Source organism: Anaerobutyricum hallii (genome assembly GCF_900209925.1).
Taxonomy (GTDB): Bacteria; Bacillota; Clostridia; order Lachnospirales; family Lachnospiraceae; genus Anaerobutyricum; species Anaerobutyricum soehngenii.
Window position 1 is genome coordinate 1,598,105 of sequence record NZ_LT907978.1, and the last position, 19,288, is coordinate 1,617,392.

8 protein-coding genes are annotated in these 19,288 nt (G+C 42.5%); all 8 read right to left on the reverse strand.

What is annotated here, in order from left to right:
* Positions 1-62: 62 nt before the first annotated feature.
* The 8 genes from EHLA_RS07285 to EHLA_RS07310 all read right to left on the reverse strand — a co-directional run bounded on the left by EHLA_RS07285 (position 63) and on the right by EHLA_RS07310 (position 19,253).
* Positions 63-6,596 carry a DEAD/DEAH box helicase family protein gene (locus EHLA_RS07285; protein WP_416791014.1) on the reverse strand — a complete coding sequence of 2,178 codons (6,534 nt, stop codon included), beginning with the start codon at positions 6,594-6,596 and terminating at the stop codon, positions 63-65.
* A complete protein-coding gene (locus EHLA_RS17115) occupies positions 6,524-6,868 on the reverse strand; it encodes a TnpV protein (RefSeq protein ID WP_070102393.1) in 345 nt (114 codons plus the stop codon). The genes EHLA_RS07285 and EHLA_RS17115 overlap by 73 nt, the downstream gene beginning before the upstream one ends.
* Positions 6,869-7,813: 945 nt before the next feature.
* Positions 7,814-8,902 carry a DUF5688 family protein gene (locus EHLA_RS07290; RefSeq protein WP_015528427.1) on the reverse strand — a complete coding sequence of 363 codons (1,089 nt, stop codon included), beginning with the start codon at positions 8,900-8,902 and terminating at the stop codon, positions 7,814-7,816.
* Positions 8,903-8,908: 6 nt separating this feature from the next.
* On the reverse strand, positions 8,909-9,049 hold the full coding sequence (locus EHLA_RS16415) for a hypothetical protein (protein ID WP_005344203.1): 141 nt from the start codon (positions 9,047-9,049) through the stop codon (positions 8,909-8,911).
* Positions 9,050-9,131: 82 nt separating this feature from the next.
* Positions 9,132-15,425: a SpaA isopeptide-forming pilin-related protein gene (locus tag EHLA_RS07295; RefSeq protein ID WP_096240016.1), complete on the reverse strand. Its 6,294-nt coding sequence runs from the start codon at positions 15,423-15,425 to the stop codon at positions 9,132-9,134.
* 68 nt (positions 15,426-15,493) lie between these two features.
* Positions 15,494-17,566, reverse strand: coding sequence for a DNA topoisomerase 3 (locus tag EHLA_RS07300; protein ID WP_096240018.1), 2,073 nt, complete (start codon positions 17,564-17,566; stop codon positions 15,494-15,496).
* On the reverse strand, positions 17,567-18,997 hold the full coding sequence (locus tag EHLA_RS07305; RefSeq protein ID WP_330399940.1) for a CD1107 family mobile element protein: 1,431 nt from the start codon (positions 18,995-18,997) through the stop codon (positions 17,567-17,569).
* Positions 18,951-19,253, reverse strand: a complete 303-nt coding sequence (locus tag EHLA_RS07310) for a DUF4315 family protein (protein ID WP_008688068.1) — start codon at positions 19,251-19,253, stop codon at positions 18,951-18,953. The genes EHLA_RS07305 and EHLA_RS07310 overlap by 47 nt, the downstream gene beginning before the upstream one ends.
* Positions 19,254-19,288: the final 35 nt, after the last annotated feature.

Genomic DNA, 19,288 nt, shown 5'->3' on the forward strand with positions numbered 1-19,288 from the left:
CTAAAAAAAGGCATAACCGGCAGAACCTTCTTCTACCAAATTATGCCATCTTTCCTGTTTATTTATTCCAGACCGAAGTCCCGTTTTCTGGTTTCCTTGCCAGTTTCACTTTCCCGCTGACTCTTTTCTTTATAAATCTGCAGTTTCTCATGAATAGAACCTCGTGCCGGTCTTTCTTCTTTCTCTTTTGATTCCGACTGCTCTGTTTCTGTATCTTCCCGCTCATTCATATTGAGAAGTGCATTTAACTCTGACAGTCGCTCCAGTTTCTGGTTCAACTCCTCTTCTTTTGGAAATGGCTTCCCGACTTCCTCTTTGGCATTTGTCATCTGCTCCTGTACCGTTTCCAGCCGTTGTTCTGCTTCTGCCAGTTTTTCCGGATAACTTTCTAAAAGATTATTGATACGAATGATATTTCCCAGGGCATCGGCTCCCAACCGAACTTTAGCTACCGATTCATGCTTTACAGACAGGATAAACTCTTTGCTCCAGCTGTCGAATTGGATTCTCATGTTAAATCCCTGATAACTTCCAATGTCCATAGCTGCATCTACAGACTTAATGTCTTTGCAGACCGCCAGAAGAGCCGCTCCTGCCTCTTTCTTTTCTGTGAACACTTTGCCACTGATTTCCATAGAAAACTGCTCTGGATCTGTAATTTTATGCTCAGAAAAATGAGCGATATCTGCCTTATAGCTGTCAATGATCTCCATCAGTTTTGCAATCTGTTGCGGAAAATTCCTTGCAATATCATCTTCCAGTCGGTATTGGTTATTCATGTGGTTCGCTTTTAAAAGCTTTAATTTCGCCACATCCACATCCAATGCCATCTTCTCTTTTACTGCTGGATTTCCGGTTGCCAGTGCTTTGACCTCTGCATAGGACAGTGCCGCTTCGTCCACATCTTCGCAGCTTCTGACCGGTGCTTTGCTGGTCATGATCTGGGAAATAAACTTCTGCTTGTTTTCGATCAACTGCCACATGTAGCTGTCAAATGTGGATTCAGTTACATACCGGAAGATATGAATCTTTTTATTATGGTTTCCCTGACGGATAATACGTCCTTCCCTCTGTTCCAAGTCAGATGGTTTCCAACCAATATCCAGATGATGCAGGGCAATCAAACGATCCTGCACATTGGTTCCTGCACCCATCTTTGCTGTTGAGCCAATCATAAAACGAACCTGTCCGGATTTCACTTTCCCAAACAGCTCCGTCTTTTTTGCTTCTGTATTTGCATCATGAATAAACGCAATCTCTTTTTCCGGTACACCTTTCTCTATCAGTTTCTGCTTCAAATCATCATAAACATTGAAACTGCCATCGCCTTTCGGTGTGCTCAAATCACAGAAAATCAACTGTGCTGATTTCTGTGCTGCTGTATCTTTCCAGATTTCATAGCTTTTCTCTGCACAGACTGCTATTTTGCTTTCCGGATTATCTGGCAATAATTCATTCACCAAACGCTGATCCAATGCTAACTTTCTTCCATCATTGGTAATTTTCAGCATATTATCAACCGAGGCATCTACCCCGCCGTTTCTGACAACTTCTGCACGTTCTCCCAGACTTTCTACGATTTCTTTCTGCTGTTCCGTTGGTTTCAACACCACTGTTTCATATTCCACTTCCGGCACTGGAAGCTTTAATTGATCGGAAGTCTTGATATCTGCAATCTCCTTAAACATATTCATCAGTTCTGGGATATTATAGAATCTGGCGAATCTTGATTTTGCTCGATATCCAGTTCCTTCCGGTGCAAGTTCGATGCTCGTGACAACTTCTCCAAAGGTAGAAGCCCAGGAATCAAACAGTCCAAGTCCCATATTTTGTAATTTACTGTTCTGCAGATACCGCTGCATAACATATAATTCCGTCATGCTGTTACTGATTGGTGTGCCTGTAGCAAAAGTAATGCCTTTTCCTCCGGTAATCTCGTCCAGATACTGACATTTATTGAACATATCTGCCGACTTCTGTGCTTCGTTCTGTGCAATCCCGGCTACATTTCTCATTTTTGTATAAAGAAACGCATTTTTATAGCTGTGTGCTTCATCTACATACAAGTGATCCACTCCCAGTTCTTCAAACGTAACTACCTGATCTTTTTTCTCTTTCTGATTCAGTTTTTCCAGCCTTGTCTGCAGTGTCTTTCTGGTCTTTTCAATCTGTTTGACGGTATAATGTCCGCCATCCTGTTCATACCTTGCACTCTGAATTGCCATTTCCAGATCATCAATCTGCTTCCGTAACATGGCTTCCTGACGTTCATCAGAGATTGGAATACGCTCAAACTGGGAATGTCCAATGATAATAGCATCATAATTTCCCATAGCGATCCGGGCACAGAACTTCTTTCGGTTTGCTGGTTCAAAATCTTTCTTGGTTGCAACCAGGATATTGGCTCCCGGATATAACTGTAGGAATTCTGCACCCCACTGCTCCGTCAAATGGTTTGGCACGACAAAGAGATTCTTCTGTGATAATCCCAGTCTTTTACTTTCCATTGCCGCCGCTACCATTTCGTAGGTCTTCCCAGCTCCTACTACATGTGCCAGAAGTACATTGTCTCCGTAAAGCTGGTGTGCAACTGCATTTTTCTGGTGCGGACGAAGTTCTATTTCCGGATTCATTCCTGGGAAAGTCAAATGACTGCCATCATATTCACGGGGACGGATGCTATTAAATCGTTCATTGTACACCTTTACCAGTCGTTCACGTCTCTGCTGGTCTTTAAAAATCCAGTCCTTAAATGCTGCTTTCATGGCATCCTGCTTCTGTGATGCCAGCATGGTTTCTTTCTTATTAAGGACACGGATCTCATCACCATTTTCATTGACACTCTTATCATAGATGCGTACATCTTTCAGGTTCAGGGTATCTTCCAGAATCTTATAGGCATTTGCTCTCTCAGTTCCATACGTTGCATAGGCAAACGCATTTTGGGGACTGTCGGCATTCTTTCCTGTAATCCTCCACTCACCATTTACCTCAGAGAATTTCACCTGTATTTCTTTCTGAAGCAGATACCATGGTGTATGCAATGTTTCTTGCATAAAATCCTGATAATCCGAAGGTTCAATCCAGGTAGCTCCAATACGCACTTCAATCTCCGATGCTTCCAGATCTCTCGGCTGAACTGCCTCTAGTGCACGCACATTCGATGTGAATTCCGGATGATTCTCTGCAAAAGTTCTCGCAGTATTTAATTTATCCCTAACATTTCCGGAGAGATATTCATCTCCGCTTTCCCACTGGTCTGTCAGTGGATTTTTGAAGATAACTCCAACCAGCTCTTCTGTAATTTTCTCTTCGGTCTTTCCGGTCAGCTGTGCCATATATGGGAGATCTACTTTAGCCCTTTCATTTAAAGACAGAGCAAGTGCTTCTGTGGCTGTCTCCACACTTGTCACAGCAACCGCCTTTTTGATGGTTCGTTTGGTGAACATGTCCGCTTTCCGCTTCAATGTTCCATCTTCATTCAAGTCTTCCAGGGAACACAGCAGACAATAAGAAGAGTCATCAGAAAATGCCCGTTTATTAGCATTACTTCCAATAACTCCATACTTTGCTGTGTAGGTATCATACACCTGATTCAGTTTTTCCTGCTGTTTTTGGATTTCTTCGTCTGTGACAAATTCTTCCATCTGCATGGCGATCAGCTCACGAACGGTATCACGGATTGCAACCATGCCTTTTACACGTTCTGCAGTGGCTGCAGGCATTTTCACCTGATTCATCAAAGAGTTGACACGATAATATACCTGATCATCTACCACCGTATAGCTGTAATTTCTAACATTCGGATCAGCCGGAATACTCTCTGGCATCTCATCCAGTTCTGTTTCCACATCTACTGCCGGTACCATGCTTCCCTTAATTTGTTTCACAGCTTCTTGTAACTGTAATTCCAAATCAGCTCCTTCCATTGGAGCACAGGTTGTTTCCATACCATACGGACCGGACACTTCTTTCATCTCACCCAGAATCATTTCCGGATGCTGAACAAAATACTGATTGACCGTAATTCCATTGACATCACTATCCAGATTTATCCATTCCGGCATTTCTTTCGTAAGGCTTTCCCTCTTTTGGAAAAACAAGATATCAGCACTGACTTCTGTTCCCGCATTTGCCTTAAAAGCTGTGTTCGGCAGTCGGATTGCTCCCAACAGATCTGCCCGCTCTGCCAGATATTTCCGGACTTCCGGTGACGCCTTATCCATAGTTCCCTTTGTTGTGATCAGTGCCGCCACGCCACCTGGACGTAACTGATCTATCGTCTTGGCGAGAAAGTAATCATGGATCATGAAATTGTAGCGATCATACTGACGGTCATTGACCTTGTATGCACCAAATGGCACATTTCCAATCGCCACATCAAAAAAATCATTAGGATAATCTGTCTTCTCAAAACCTTTGATCTGAATATTGGCATCTGGATAGAGTAGCTTTGCAATTCTACCGCTGATACTGTCCAGTTCCACACCATAGAGTTTGGACTGATTTAGATTCTCTGGAAGCATTCCAAAGAAGTTCCCGACTCCCATAGATGGCTCCAGGATATTTCCTTTTGTAAATCCCAGATTCTCCAACACCTGATACATACTTTCAATCACAATCGGCTGTGTATAATGAGCATTTAAGGTGGAAGCTCTGGCTGCAGCATATTCCTCTGGTGTAAGAACCGTCTTTAATTCCAGATATTCTGTCTCCCATGCAGCTTTTGTCTCATCAAATGCATCTGCAAGACCTCCCCAGCCGACGTACCTGGATAAGATTTTCTGTTCCTCTGATGTCGCATTGCGGTTCTCATCCTCACATTTCTTTAACAACTGGATAGCCATGATATTGGCTCGGAATTTCTCCTTCGGTGTTCCCTGTCCAAGTTCATCATCTGTGATGCGGAAGTTCGTTGCTGGAATCGGTTCTGCTATTCCGTTAATCTCTTCCAAAGATTCTTTTTCTTCCGATACCTCAGCTTCTCCCGATAATTCTTTTTCCTTTTTTTCATAATCTGTCCACACACGTTGAGAAATAGCAGTAAAATACGAGGACTCTTCCTCCATAATTTCTTCCCTGATTTCCCGTAATTCATCTAAAGTATCCGCATTTACAGTTTTGTTGTGATAATGATAATAAAGTACTTCTTGTCCGAGTTTTACATCCAGACGTTCCAATTCTTGTGTTGACATTCGATTCCAAATATCATCTTTTTCCGTATGAATCGTGAAACCTTCTCCATCATCATGATATTCTAATGTGTATTGAAGTCGATTCGCTTCTCCCTTAACTTTGCAATCAAAATCGTGGATTTTTGTTCTGGTACCAGACATATATTCTGAATCAACTAATCGCAAATCAGTTATATCTTCCGCTGTCAAAGTATCCTGCTCCAGCTGTTCTCCTAACATCTGCTGTGCTTCTTCCAAATCTGCCAGTCTTTGTGCTTCCTGTCGTTCTTCGTACTTTTCCATTTCTTCCGGTGACAAATAATCATCTGTGCGGATTAACTGGCGAACACGTTCTGCAACCTTGTTCCACTTTAATAAAACTTCTACCTCTGGACTGCCAATTTTCCCTTTTGCAAGTTTTAATCCTTTTGCATCATGGGATGCGTCGGAAGCATCTGCTCCTGGTATTCCGGGTGAGGAACCACCTGTTCCATACTCATTTTTCAGGAATTCAGCTGCATCTTTCATATCATGATGTTCCATGAAATACTCATAGATTCGGTTACGTCCTCCTGCAGTAATGCCGCCTCTTCTTAACACTGCGTCAATTTCATCCTGAGTGATAAAGGATAGTGCCGGACGTTCGACCGTAAATTTCTGGTCTACCCAGGAACGCTCCCTCTGAAGATCCTGAAAGCGTTGGAAATATTCCGGATTATGCTGAATCTCCCAGCGGTGATAATCTCCCGGATTCTCATCCATATATTTCTGCAGCCATTCAAAACGATAGACAATCGCATCTGCTTCCTCTTGATCTGTCCATGCTCCACTCACTACATCCTGCCAGTCTGAATATGATTGTTTCTTTTCCCAGTTTCTGCAAGTATCCCGAAAATGAAGTGCAAGAAGATTGGTCATTTCTTCCTGCTCCTGTTCAATGGCATTATTGGAAATCAAATTATCCACGTAATTTCCATCCTCATACATATCCCGAATTCTGTTCGCTGCTTCTTCCCACGTAACCATGCGGTCAAAGTTTCTTCTGGCAGAGTCCCCTCGCCGGATACGGATACCATCATTGTCATACCAGATACTGATTTTCTGACCATCTATGGTAAATCCTTTGCCACCAGTTCCATATTCATCTTTCAGAAAACTCCGCATTTCTTCATTATCCAGACCTTCAATCAGTCTTGCTGTAATATGAAACAGTGTATTTTTCTGTCCGCTTCCCGTGCGGAGAATATCATTTACCACTTCATCGGAAATAAGAAAAGCGGCTGGCTGTTCCAATGCAGCTGCCGCTTTCCTTATTTCTCCTAACTGTTCCTCTTCTGTTGGGAACAGACTTAACTGTAAATAATCTCCTGAATCACCAGCTCCTCTGCCTGTGCCTTGATCTGGTTCATGTGTCTGGTCCATGCCATCCCGTCTGCCATTTTGTCCGGTGCCGGATCTTTCTCCAGAAGTTCGTTCATCAGGTCGTCTACTCTCTGTCTTGCCTGGCTGTCGATCTCCATCAGATGACTGTCCAGACGGTTCTGCAGTGTCAGAATGTTGAACCTGGCTACCTTGTGATTTCTCAGATACTCTTTCCGCATCATTCCGTACTTGCCGATGGTTCCTCTCGTCTCTTCCAGGCTGATATCTGGAATCTGATACTCTCCGTTCTGGCTGTAACTGATCTCTCTCATAGTCTGTTTCCTCCTTTTTTTCTTCTCTATCTTCTGTGTTATCTGTATTACTTTCACGAATTAACGTGTTAAATTCATTATAAGCTACTTCTTTTTCTTTTGCAACCGTTTTCAGGTCATTTTCCAGATCATTCAGAACATATCGTCCAATCTGCATCAGAACTGGTCTGCTGATCTCGTTGACTGCACTTCCCAGATGTCCTAATATTTTCAGCTGATTGAAGTCCGTTATATGCCGAAAATCCTCTGCATCCAGATATTCCTGTACATCCAGTCCACACCTGTTTAGTAATACATACCAGACACTATTGGTCATCAGTTCCCGGAATTCTACTTCCTGATTCTGTTCGTCCAGTTCTTCCAAAAATGTCCCTGTCACATCCAGTCTCAGTTCTTCCAATGCATCTGGAAGCCATTCCTGCATACTCTCCTTCGCTGCCTGATGCAGACTTTCAGCAAGTCCTCCTTCTGTATCTTCCAGTGATAACTGCTCCTGCAGATAATCTGCCACCAGATGTTCTCCTTCTACTGGAAGATTCCATAACTGAGGATCCTTTCCAAGATTCCGCACTTTATAAGTGTCCTGCACATCAAATACATACCGAAGTTTTGTTTTCGGTCCGGAAGTATTGTCAATCAAGGCAATCCCCTTAGATCCCTTTTTGATCCATCGGTACATCTTCTGATTCCAGATTTCCATGGATGCTACAGCAGTTGCTTCCGGTCGCTGTGCATAAATTAAAAGCTGTTCTGGAAAAGTATACTTATACAGTTTGGATGCAATGTCAAGGAACCGCATCCATTCCTGCGGACTGGCAGCTACATCTTTTGCCACCTCTTCCGTCAGCTGTTCCATTGCATATAATTTATTTGCCATGTGCTACTCCTTTTCATAAAATCAGGGACTGCTTGGCACAGTCCCCTTAAAATCATCGTTACTTCTCTTTATAATGCTGCGGCAAGATCTTTCGACTTATTCTTTGGCACTTTGTCTGCCTCTTTTGCCTTGATTTCTGCCTTAGCTTTCTCCAGTCTTCCATGGATTCCACCTTTTACTTCCGCTTTTTCGGCTGCTTTTTCTTTCTCCAAACGAGCTTCCCTGCGCTCAGCATTTTCCATTACTGCGGTCTTTTTGTCACAGAACTGAACCTTATCAGAAAGCTGTTCCTGCCTTTCCACCTGTGTCTCATTGACTTCCTGTACCATCGCATTTAATTCTGGAACCTGAAAAATACCATTGTCAGGGAGAATCAGCACTTCATGAACGGAAGATGGAATAACAAAGAAATCGCTTCCCAGGCATTCCCCAATCTGTTTTCGAATATCTTCCTGCAATAATAGAGAAGCTCCATTCATCTTTGATTCATTGGTAAGGCAGAACATTGGATTCTCCACGGTTTCCATATCCAGTTTTTCATTCAAAAGATTCTTCGGTGTTCCTCCAAAAATCATGGATTCGACAATCTGTGTCATATCCACCAGTTGCACTCCTCTGTTCTTATCTGCCATCATCGCGTCTGCCTGAATCTGTTCGACAGATACTCCCCATTCGTTCATCAGAGAAACAGTTACTGGAATACTGCTGATCCCTTCTCCATTTTCCTCCAGGTTTACTGCATAATAAGCTGCAAAATCTCCGTGTTCTGTGACTACTTTATCTGCCAGACGATCGGTATTCCATTCTTTGTCACAAATTCTTACCTGTAACTTATTTTTCATCTTTTCATAATCCAAAATATCTGGAACTCCCATATCAAGAAATTCCGCTTTTCCCTGTGCCTCAATACGCATATCAGCCACATCCCCAACACAAGAGTCTACATCTTTTCCATGGATATATTCCTGGTAGAGGGAATCCAGATAGACTGTCGGTACGATTCTCTGATCTCCGTTTGGAATCGTAATACCTGTCAACTTCAACCCGTTGTTTTTTTCTACTTCCTGCAGTTTAATTTCTGCGTCCTTATAAGACTCTGGCAGATACTCCTTTACATTGTCTTTGACATATTCATAAAATTCTTTTCTGTTCATCATACGCTTTTACCCCTTTCTGATCATGTGATGGTTCATTCTTTTTCTGCTGACCATCTGCTCGGCTTTCTTCTGATAAGCCATCATTCTCTTTAAAGTTTTCTCCTGGTTTTTTCGTGCTTCCTGTCTTTTTTCCATTGCTTTCATCATAGTTTTCTGTTCCTTTCTGTGATTTTTTTGTATGAAAAAGGGAGCCTCACATAGAAGCTCCCAATCATAACCGTTGATTTCCTTATTTGTTTTTCCTTTTTCTGCAGATATAAAGTCCTGCCATACCTCCTGTGGAGATTACCAGAAGCAGAATCGGCAGCCAAATATTCGTGCTGTCACCTGTTTTTGGTGCATTTGATACTTTTGTCTCTTCATGGGACTGTGGTGTATCCGGTGTGTTCGGTGTTTCTGGAACTTCCGGTTTCTCATTTGTCAGATTGAAAGTGACTTCCACGACCGGCGTACTGTCATTCGCATAAGCAAATGTCACTTCATGCTTGGTCTGATCCAGTGTGTATCCATCCAGTGTTTTTGTTTCCACCAGATAATACTTGATTGCTGTATCATATTTGCCGTTCTTAAATGTGGCAATCTCATACAGCTTACTTTCTGCATGACCGGCAGCGTCTGTCTTTAAGGTTTCCAGAACCTTTCCTTTGCTGTCACGGAGTTCAAATTCTACCCCTTTCAGCGGTTCTCCTGATGATTTATCTGTCTTATTGAGAATCACTTTTCCCTTGGCAGTATCATCTTTCATAGCCACTTTCTGGATTTCTCCGGTATCTTTCACCTCAAATGTCACATCGGCTGTCAGAAGATATCCTTTCGGTGCCTGCTCTTCACGTAAGGTATATTTACCGATTGGAAGTTTTTCGATATAGTGTGCTTCCTCTGTAGAAGTCCAGCTCTCTACTACCTGATCATCCTTATCGAGAATCGTCAGTTTCGCACCTGGAATCTCAGTTTCTCCTGTGATATCAGTCTTACTGATCTCTACTTTTGTCACATCATCTTTCATCTCTACTTTCTGAATTTCTGCTGTATTCTCTACTGTAAAGGTAATACTTTCTGCAGTGACATATCCATCAGCCGGTTTTGTCTCTGTCATGGTGTATTCCTTACCAACAACCAGTTCTTTGATCAAATGGGATTCTTCCGTAGAAGTCCATTCATCTACTGTATTGCCATCTGAATCCGTTACTTTCAGGTGTGCACCTGGAAGTTCTTTACCTGTTGTCAGGTCTGTTTTGGACAGCTCCACTGTGGTTGGCTGATTTTCAAAAGTAAAGTCGTAGCTTACTTCTGCCTGATCTTCTCCGGCATATTCAAAGGTAAATTCCTGTACTTCTTCTGTTGTAACAAATCCGTCCGGCGCAAAGATTTCTTTCACATAGTATTTTCCGTCCACCGGAAGATCTGCCGTAAAAGTGATCTGTCCTTTTTCATCTGTTACTCGCTGCTCGATCAGACTGTCTTTCTCAAGAAGTACCTCGCCCTTTGCATTTTTGATATCTTCACTGGTATAAAGACCGAAGACGCCACCTGCAAGGACACGCTCTGTATCTTTTTCTTTCTTCAGAACCGTAACCTTTACTTTCTGACGGGCATTCTGCCATTTCTCATCATAAGTGATGACTGGTGTATTCTGGTCCCGGTAGGAAAGGTCAACATATCTCGGCTCTTTATCCAGCACATAACCATGGGCTGTTTTTACTTCCTTCACATAGTACTTGCCAGCCGGTAGATCTCCCATCTGTGCAATACCATTGGAATCCGTAGTAATGGTTCCTACTTTTTCATCTGCTTTGAAATAATCTTCACTGACACCATCTGCCGCTTTGATATCTTCCGCAGCAAATACATCGAAAGTTACATCTGTAAGACTTCCGGTTACATATTCAAAGAGATGCTCCACAGTACCTTTTACATTGTCCAGAAGTGTCACTTTATCCAAAAACTCTCCATTTTTGTTGATGATCAGAAGTCCTGTCGGAACTTCATCTTTCATCTCTACTTTCTGAATCTCTGCGGTATCTTCCAGCGTGAACTTCACATCCGTTGCTTTCAGATAACCATAAGGTGCCATTTCCTCACGAATGGTGTATTCCTCACCAACTGTCAGTCGTTTGATCACATGTGGCTGATCTTTTACAGAAGTCCACTGATCCACAACATTTCCTTCTTTATCAAGAACGGTGAGTTTTGCCCCATCCAGTTCCACACCTGTTGTTACATCAGATTTCGTGATTTCTACTGTTGTCGGCTGGTTCTTTTTCACTGTTTTCAGTTTTACTGTCTTCACATCCTGTCCCTGGTAAGAAGCATCCAGATTCAGAATTTCATCAGAGGATACAAATCCCACCGGTGCTTTTAACTCTTTCACATAATACTGTCCAAGTGGCAGATCCAGCGTACATGCTGCAAGACCATCATTATCAGAAGTCATTTTCTGTAAGAGTGTATCTGCTTTCACAATCACTTTTCCATCTGCCTTGATATCCTCTTTGTTATAGATACCAAAGACAGCCCCTGCTACGGTTGCACCATTCTCTGCATCCTGTTTTTCTACCTGGATTGCAACTTTCTGTCGGTCATCGCCAACAGTCACTTCCTGTTCGATCACAGGTGTATCCTGATCTGCATAGACAAATGCGACATCTGATCTGTCATGGTTCAGGACAAATCCTTCCGGTGCAGTCTTTTCTACTACATAGTAAGAACCAAGTGGCAGGTTATCAGCAACTGCTTTTCCGTCTTCTCCAGTCGTTACCGTTGTTACCAGTGCATCTTTTGCATAGATCAGCTGTCTGTTTCCGTTTTCATCTTTCTGATAATCCGGTGTATAGATATTTTCAGCTGCATAGACATTAAATGATGCACCCTTCAGGTATCTTTCTTCATAAACAAAATCCTTCTTGTATCCGGTCAGCATCTCACCTTTTTTATAGATCACCAACTTTCCTTTTACCGGATGGTTCTCGTAATCTACCGTAATAATGGCATCTCCGCTCTCAGAATCCATCTGGTATGCTGTGTTTGCATCCACTGCAATCTCTACATAGTTCTTGTTGATTGTGTACCCTTCCGGTGCATTGACTTCCTCAATCCGGTAATGTCCGATCTTTAGATTCTTCGGCATGATCAGATATCCCTGACTGTCCGTAAAATAGGACTTATGAGTAGTTGTCACAGGATACGTTGTTACCTGTTCCACATACTTTTTGTTGTCCAGGTCATATACCTTAAATTCTGTTCCGGCAATCAATACGGATTTCTTTGTTTCATCGTCTTTTTTCACGATTTTCAGTTTTGCCTTAAACTCTTCATCCAGAAGCACTCGCCAGATCTGCGGCTCATTTGGATGATGCTCTGTGATATTCACTTCAAAATCATCGACCGGCTTGTAATTGTGCGGTGTTGTAGTTTCACGCACGATATAGCTTCCAAATGGTAATGGAATACTGCAGGCATATCCTTTTTCATCTGTGAAAATCTCCGTTGCTCCATTTTCTCCACTCACTACTGGTTTGGCAGAATCAAAATCATAGCTTCCATCTGCTTTCTTTGTAAGGGAAGATTTCAGATAAACTGTAAATCCAGCTCCGGATAACAGATCTGCATCTGTCTTCCCATTGTTGGCTGCTTTGATGATCTGGAATGGCTGCTTGATGACCTGCTCACTGGAAGTGCACTCTCTTTTTACTTCTGCTGTCATATCTCCTTCATAACCGCACGTAAGATCATGCTCTTCTGCATCTGCCAGGTATCCGGTTGGCGGAGTAATCTCTTTGACATAATATTTGCCAAGATATAAGCCATTTACAGAAGCCTGTCCTTTGTCATCTATTGTAAGAGAAGCTACCTGCTCTCCTGCTTTATAAATAGTTCCCGTTGCTCCATCCGGGTGCACGATATCTTCACGGGCATACAGTCCATAAACTGCACCTTTCAGTGTCGCATCTCCCTGCGGTACTGCTTTTCCTGTCTCTTTATCCACTTTATAAAGATTAATCTTTGCTGTCACACGGTCATTGCTGAAGGTATGGGCAAAAGATACGGTTGCTTCTTTATCATTGGTGTAAGAAAACTTGAACGTATACACATCTTCTGTATTTCTTACATAGCCTTCCGGTGCCTGATTTTCTTTTACAGAATAGGAATATCCGATTGGCAGGTCTACTGTGAATTTTGCAGTTCCGTCTGCGCCAGTAGTTACTTTCTCAATCAGCGTTCCTTTTTTCACAACAACGCTTCCGTCTGCATTTCTGATATCATCGGATGCATACAGAGCAAAAATACCGCCTTTCAGTGGTTTCTTGGTGTCTTTATCCTGTTTTACTACGGAAACATCTGCTTTCTGTCTCTCGTTGTTAAAAGTCACATCTGCAAATACAACTTCTTTATTCTGACCAGCATAAGTTAGAGTCACTGACTTTTCTTCGCTGCCGTTATAGAAAGAGTCCGGTGCTTTTGTTTCTTTTACCACGTAGGTTCCAAGATGCAGGTTTTTCAGTGTGACAGAACCATTCTCACCTGTTGTCAGGTTTTCTTTTACAAGGTCACCTTTGCTGTACACTTTTGTGCCATAAGCTGTTACGATATCTGCCCCGGCATACACGTTATACACTGCATTTTTCTGTCTGCGGTTTTCATACTGAAATACCGTTCCATTTTCACTGACATCTGCTCCGGTCAGAACCTGTCCTTCTTTGTAAATGGTAAGCTCTGCCAGCTGTTCCTTATTTTCCACGGTTACAGCTGAGGTCTTACTTGCTACCAGTTTTACATTTGTTGCCGTTGCATTTACTACATATCCCTTTGGTGCTGTGATCTCTTTCAGATAAACAGTATCCTGTGTCTTGATGATCGTAACAGAAGATTTTCCATTCTTATCTGTTGCCGGCATCTGAGTGATCAGCTTTGTACAAGCCTCATCGCTGTATACACCGAATACTGCACCTGCAAGATTAACATCCGCTGTATCGTCTTTCTTTACGATTTCGATCGTAGCCTGTTCAATCCAGGACACCTTTAAGCTTACATATTTTTCATCAGCAACACCTTCTCCAAATACAAATGCCAGATCCTGAACACTTGCATTCGTGGTCAGTTTATATGCTGAGTAATCTTTTGTAATACTTCCCTTCATTTTTGCAGAAAAAGTAGCATTTACATCTTTTGTCTGTGTCAGAGGCGCTGAAAGATAAAACGTAGTTCCTCCTCCAATTGTTACGCTTGCACCTGCCGCACTTACATTTCCAGTAGATACATTATGGAGCTTTACTCCCTTTGGTAAGTCCATTGTAATTTTCTGTTGGGAAGATGCGTTGAACTTAATGTTCTCCGTTCTCTGAACATTTCCATCTACATAAGCTTTTACATTCGGTTTGGAAAATGACATCGCTACATCTGGTATTTCCGGCTTATTCACACAATAATTATAGAGTTCTTTTGCCAAAGCCTCGCCTGTAGTATTTGTTCCATAGAATGCATCACTGCTTCCATTGGCATAAGATGCAGCCATGTGAATAATGATGAATCTTTTTCCTTCTGAGAAATCCGTGTGTTTATTCGCAAAAAAGCTTTCGCTCCCTGCGGCATCTGTACCGTAATAACACACTTTTGCTAACGCCTGATTGTCCCCAATCTTTGTGATTGTATAATTTCCAGATCCTGGTCCAGCTTTTGCTGGCTGTACACAATACGCAGTTGCTCTGACGCTTCCGTAGCTGATATAGTACGGCTCTGTCAGATAGGTTCCAAGATTATAATCTGCATATCTATACAGAGGTCCTTTTTCGATTGTTACCTGCTGTGTACTTCTTGCTGAATAAGCCGAAACTGCTTCAAATGTTGCAATCTCTCCTTCTTCCATAGCATCAAGATCCACACCTTCGTCTCCTGCCTGTTCCAAAACATCATGAAGCTCTAACCCTGATTCTTCATCATAGGTATCCTGATTCTGTGCCTGCTCTACCAAATCATCAAATTCATCAGCGTCAATATCGGTAACCTCCGAGTCTGCTTCTGAATCCTCCGCTTCCTCTGTCTGCTGTTCACTGCCAGCGGTTTCTGATTCGGTCACTGCTTCACTCCCTGCAGTTTCAGTCTGAGCTTCTGTTTCTTTCTCACGCACAATCAGTTTTCGGCTGATCTGGTACTTCGGATGCTCTTGATTTACCGGTTCCACATAATAGACCGCTTTGTAAGTGTCCGCATGATCTGTCGTAAAATCCTCATTCTTTTCGTTCTTTGCTTCCTCAAATGTGACTTTAACCTTGTTATCATCCTTGATTTCCAGTCCTGTGTAGTCTGATTTCACATCAAATACACTGCCTATTTCGATTTCATAATCTTTGGCAGTCACCACCTCATCTTCATCCAGAAGTTCTTTCACTTCCTCATAAAGTGGCGGTTTTTCCTCTGGCTGGATCTCCGCTGCATATGCAGTCATCGGAGATAACACTGTACTAAGCATTGTCATGCCTGCCAGCAAGCCAGATACTACTTTTCTAAAATTACCTTTTTTCTTCATGCTAAGGTCCTCTCTTTCATATATTTGTATTAAAACAGACAGTCCTTAGACTGCCTGCAATACACTACTTATCGTTGTGGAAAAATAAGATTGAACTGTACATTTCCCTCTCCGGGATCGACCATCTCCACAGTTGCTTCATACTGTCTCCCTGTTTTTCTTGATACCAGATCCTTATAATGGATTTTTCCTTTAGACAGAAATTTTTTTGCTGTCGTCTTATCCATCTTTTTCCCTTGGCTTGCAAGGAATTTATCATTCTTCCATAAGGTAAAAGCACAGTTCCGGTCAGAACAGTAAAAGTTTACTTTCCCTTCCCTGACATCTGCTCCACAGCGGGGACATTTGCCAATGATTTCTCCTTTTGCTTTTCCATGAAACTGGTCTTTCTTTTCTTCTGAAATACCCTGATATCTGGCAACCAGTTCCTGCATCAGCTCTGTAATCCCATTTAGGAATTCATCTGCTGTCTCTGTATTCTGGGCAATATGATTTAAAGCCATTTCCCACTCTGCGGTCATCTTCGGAGATTTAATCTCATCCGGTAGAACCGTAATCAGCACATTTCCATCATCTGTCGGCACCAGATTTTTCTTTTCCCTTTTCACAAAGCCAGACTGAATCAGTTTTTCAATAATTGCTGCCCTTGTTGCCGGTGTGCCAAGTCCTTTCTTTTCCGTATCTTCGGTCAGTTCTTCATTTCCTGCACGTTCCATTGCAGAAAGCAGGGTATCTTCTGTGTACTGTTTCGGTGGCTGTGTAAAATGCTCCGATACAAAAGAATCACAGGGACCATAATGCTTGCCTGCCCAGATATCCAACTCCGGCTCTTCTTTTTCTGCAATGATTCCAAAGAACTGTTTCAGTTTTTTCTCAATTGTCTTGAACCCTTCCTGTTTTGTTTTCTTTGCATTGAGATAAAACGTATGATAATTGCAGGTAATCTGACATTTATGACTCTCATAAATATAAGGATCTGCAGTTGCTGTCAGAACTCTGGCACTGATCAGATACAAAATCTTGCGGCTTCGTTCTTTCAGTTCACCAATATCCGCTTTGGCTACTTCCATGGTTGGGATAATCGCATGGTGATCGGATACTTTCTTTGAATTTAATACCTTACTCACGTCCGGTTGATATTCCAGACCTTCGGCATATGGCATTTTTCCAAGTAACATCTGAATCAGAGTTTCTGTGCTGTCTCCCACCTCATCTGTCAGATACTGGCTGTCTGTTCTCGGATAAGTGACAAGTTTCTGCTCATACATCTCCTGCACGGCATCCAATGTCTGTTGAGCGGTATAACCAAACATTCTGTTTGCTTCCCTCTGCAGAGTGGTCAAATCATAAAGCTTCGGAGGACGGACCGTTTTCTCTTTCACATCATCCTTCTCCACTTCGCACATACGCTCCATACAGTCCGCAGCCACTCTATCTGCATCTTCTTTTTTCTGAAAATGCTCTGTGACCGCATCCATATCGTCAAACTTGATATGAGCCATATAATATTTCTCTTTGGTAAATTCCTTGATCTTCTGATTTCGATCCACGATCATAGCAAGTGTTGGTGTCTGTACTCTTCCAACTTTCAGATTCTGGTTATACAGAACGGAAAAAAGACGGCTCGCATTGATTCCCACCAGCCAGTCTGCCTTTGCCCTGCAAAGTGCTGACTGATAGAGACTGTCATAATACGAACCGTCTTTTAATGACGCAAATCCATCTTTAATTGCCTGTTCTTCCATGGAAGAGATCCAAAGCCGCTTCATCGGCTTTCTGCATCCTGCCTGCTCATACACCAAACGAAAGATTAACTCACCTTCACGTCCTGCATCAGTAGCACAGATCACCTCATCTACTTGGGAATCTCTCATCAGTTTCTTTAAGATTCCAAACTGCTTCTTTGTACCCTCCAAAATCTTGTGTTTCCAACATTCCGGCACAATCGGCAGATCTTCATATCTCCATTTTTTATATTTTTCATCGTATTCCGATGCATCGCATAATCCAACCAGATGTCCTACGCACCAGGAAACGATATAACCGTTTCCCTCCACGTAGCCATCTTTTCTTGTTCTGGCTCCAAGCACGGAAGCCAGTGCCATCGCAACCGATGGCTTTTCTGCAATCACTAATTTCATTTACTCCTGCTCCTCTTCTTCATCTTCCAGCACATTATCGTCAAAATCTTCATCTCTCAGGATTTCCGGTTCTGTACTTTCTTCCTGCTCATCTGCATCGTCTACTTCCCGTTTTTCTGACTCTGAATCTTCGAATTCATCTTCATCCTCTTCCATCTCATCCTCGTCATCATATTCATGTTTTGGTTTATAGACTTTGAAGTAATATCCTCCTGCCGCAGCTCCGACTGCAACCAGTGCAATCAAAAGATACGTTCCAAATGGACTTTTATCTTCTGGCATCTGGATGTCATCCTCTACCTTATCTTTCTCTGCTGACTCTGTCGTTTCCGGTTTTTCTTCCTCTGCTTTTTTCTCTGGTTCTGCATAAACCGTATCCACTTCCGGAAGTATCACCGAATCAGAAAGTGTGAAGTTCATCAGATCTTTTTCACTGACCTCTGTAAGGAAATACACATTATCCTGAGATTTTGAATTGTCAATAATCAGATAGAAAATCTTGCCACTCTTAGTCGAAATGGTATAAAACTCTTTTGTGCCTTCCGTAGCTGTTTTCGTAACAGAATCTGCTGTCTCGCCTTCTTTATTAAGCTGTTCCTCAATACCTGTCACTGTCCGATCATCCACGGTTCCTTTTGCATCTGTTGGCTCAGAAGCCTGTGCATCCTGCGGAAGTGGTGAAGTCGTTGTTTTCTCAGTCCCAGTTGCATCTGCACTGGTCGTGGTTGCCATCGCACCATTGCTGTCACTTGAAGTTTTCTGTTTCTCTGCCTGCTTCTTTGCCCATTCATAATAAGGATTCTGCAACACATACTTTTCAGAAGTATTTCCGGCACCATCCGTTACCGTGATTTCAATCTGTTTTGTTGTAAAATCTTTCTGTGTCAGTTGCACTCTCAGCATTCCATCCTTCAGATCTGTATAAGTGGTGCCATTAACTGTCACAGAAGTAATGCCGGAAACGGTATCATTTCCCTGAATCGTCAGTACACCATCTGTCAGAGATGCAGAAAGCGTAGGCTTTTCTGTGTCATAACACTTAATAGAGCGATTCTGCTCATAGACCTTCCCCTCACCATCAGTCACACGCACGTACACTGTCTGGTTTCCAGTGATCGTGATACTTCCCCTTCCGGTTACATCCTGCCAGCTCCCATCTTTTCCTGCTTTTGCTTCAATTTTTGCTATTGAGAAACCTTCCGGCATATGGCTAGCATCTACCGTAACAGCAATGGTTGTTTCTCCCTGTTTCCAGCCATCCGGTTTCTCGATCGTAATTGCAGGTGTGGTATTCTCAGCTGCATAAGCAGTCTGTGTCTGGAGCAAAGGTGTTGTCAGGCAAAGAAATGTCGTTGCTGCAAGCAAGCTCTTTTTTACCCTGCTTTTAGTAATTGTTCTCTTCTTCTGTTTCATTTTTTCCAGATTCATCATCGGCTTTTGTTTCCTCCTTCTGTATTTCTACCCTGCCGGGCAGTTCATTTTTCATTCTCTTTTTGAAAGCTTCCAATTCTGGAATACTCATATCCATTGCACGGATAATTCTTACAATTTCCAGATTTTCCGCTTCTGTTTTGGCAATCTCCGCAGCCTTGAACCGCTTTAAATCTGCTTCATATCTGGCTTTGGAGGCTTCCATTTTCTCTTTGGCTTTCTCATAATCTGCCGTAGCTTTTTCAAGACTTTTCATCGGTTCTCCTTTCCGGACGGCTGATGCAGCCGCCC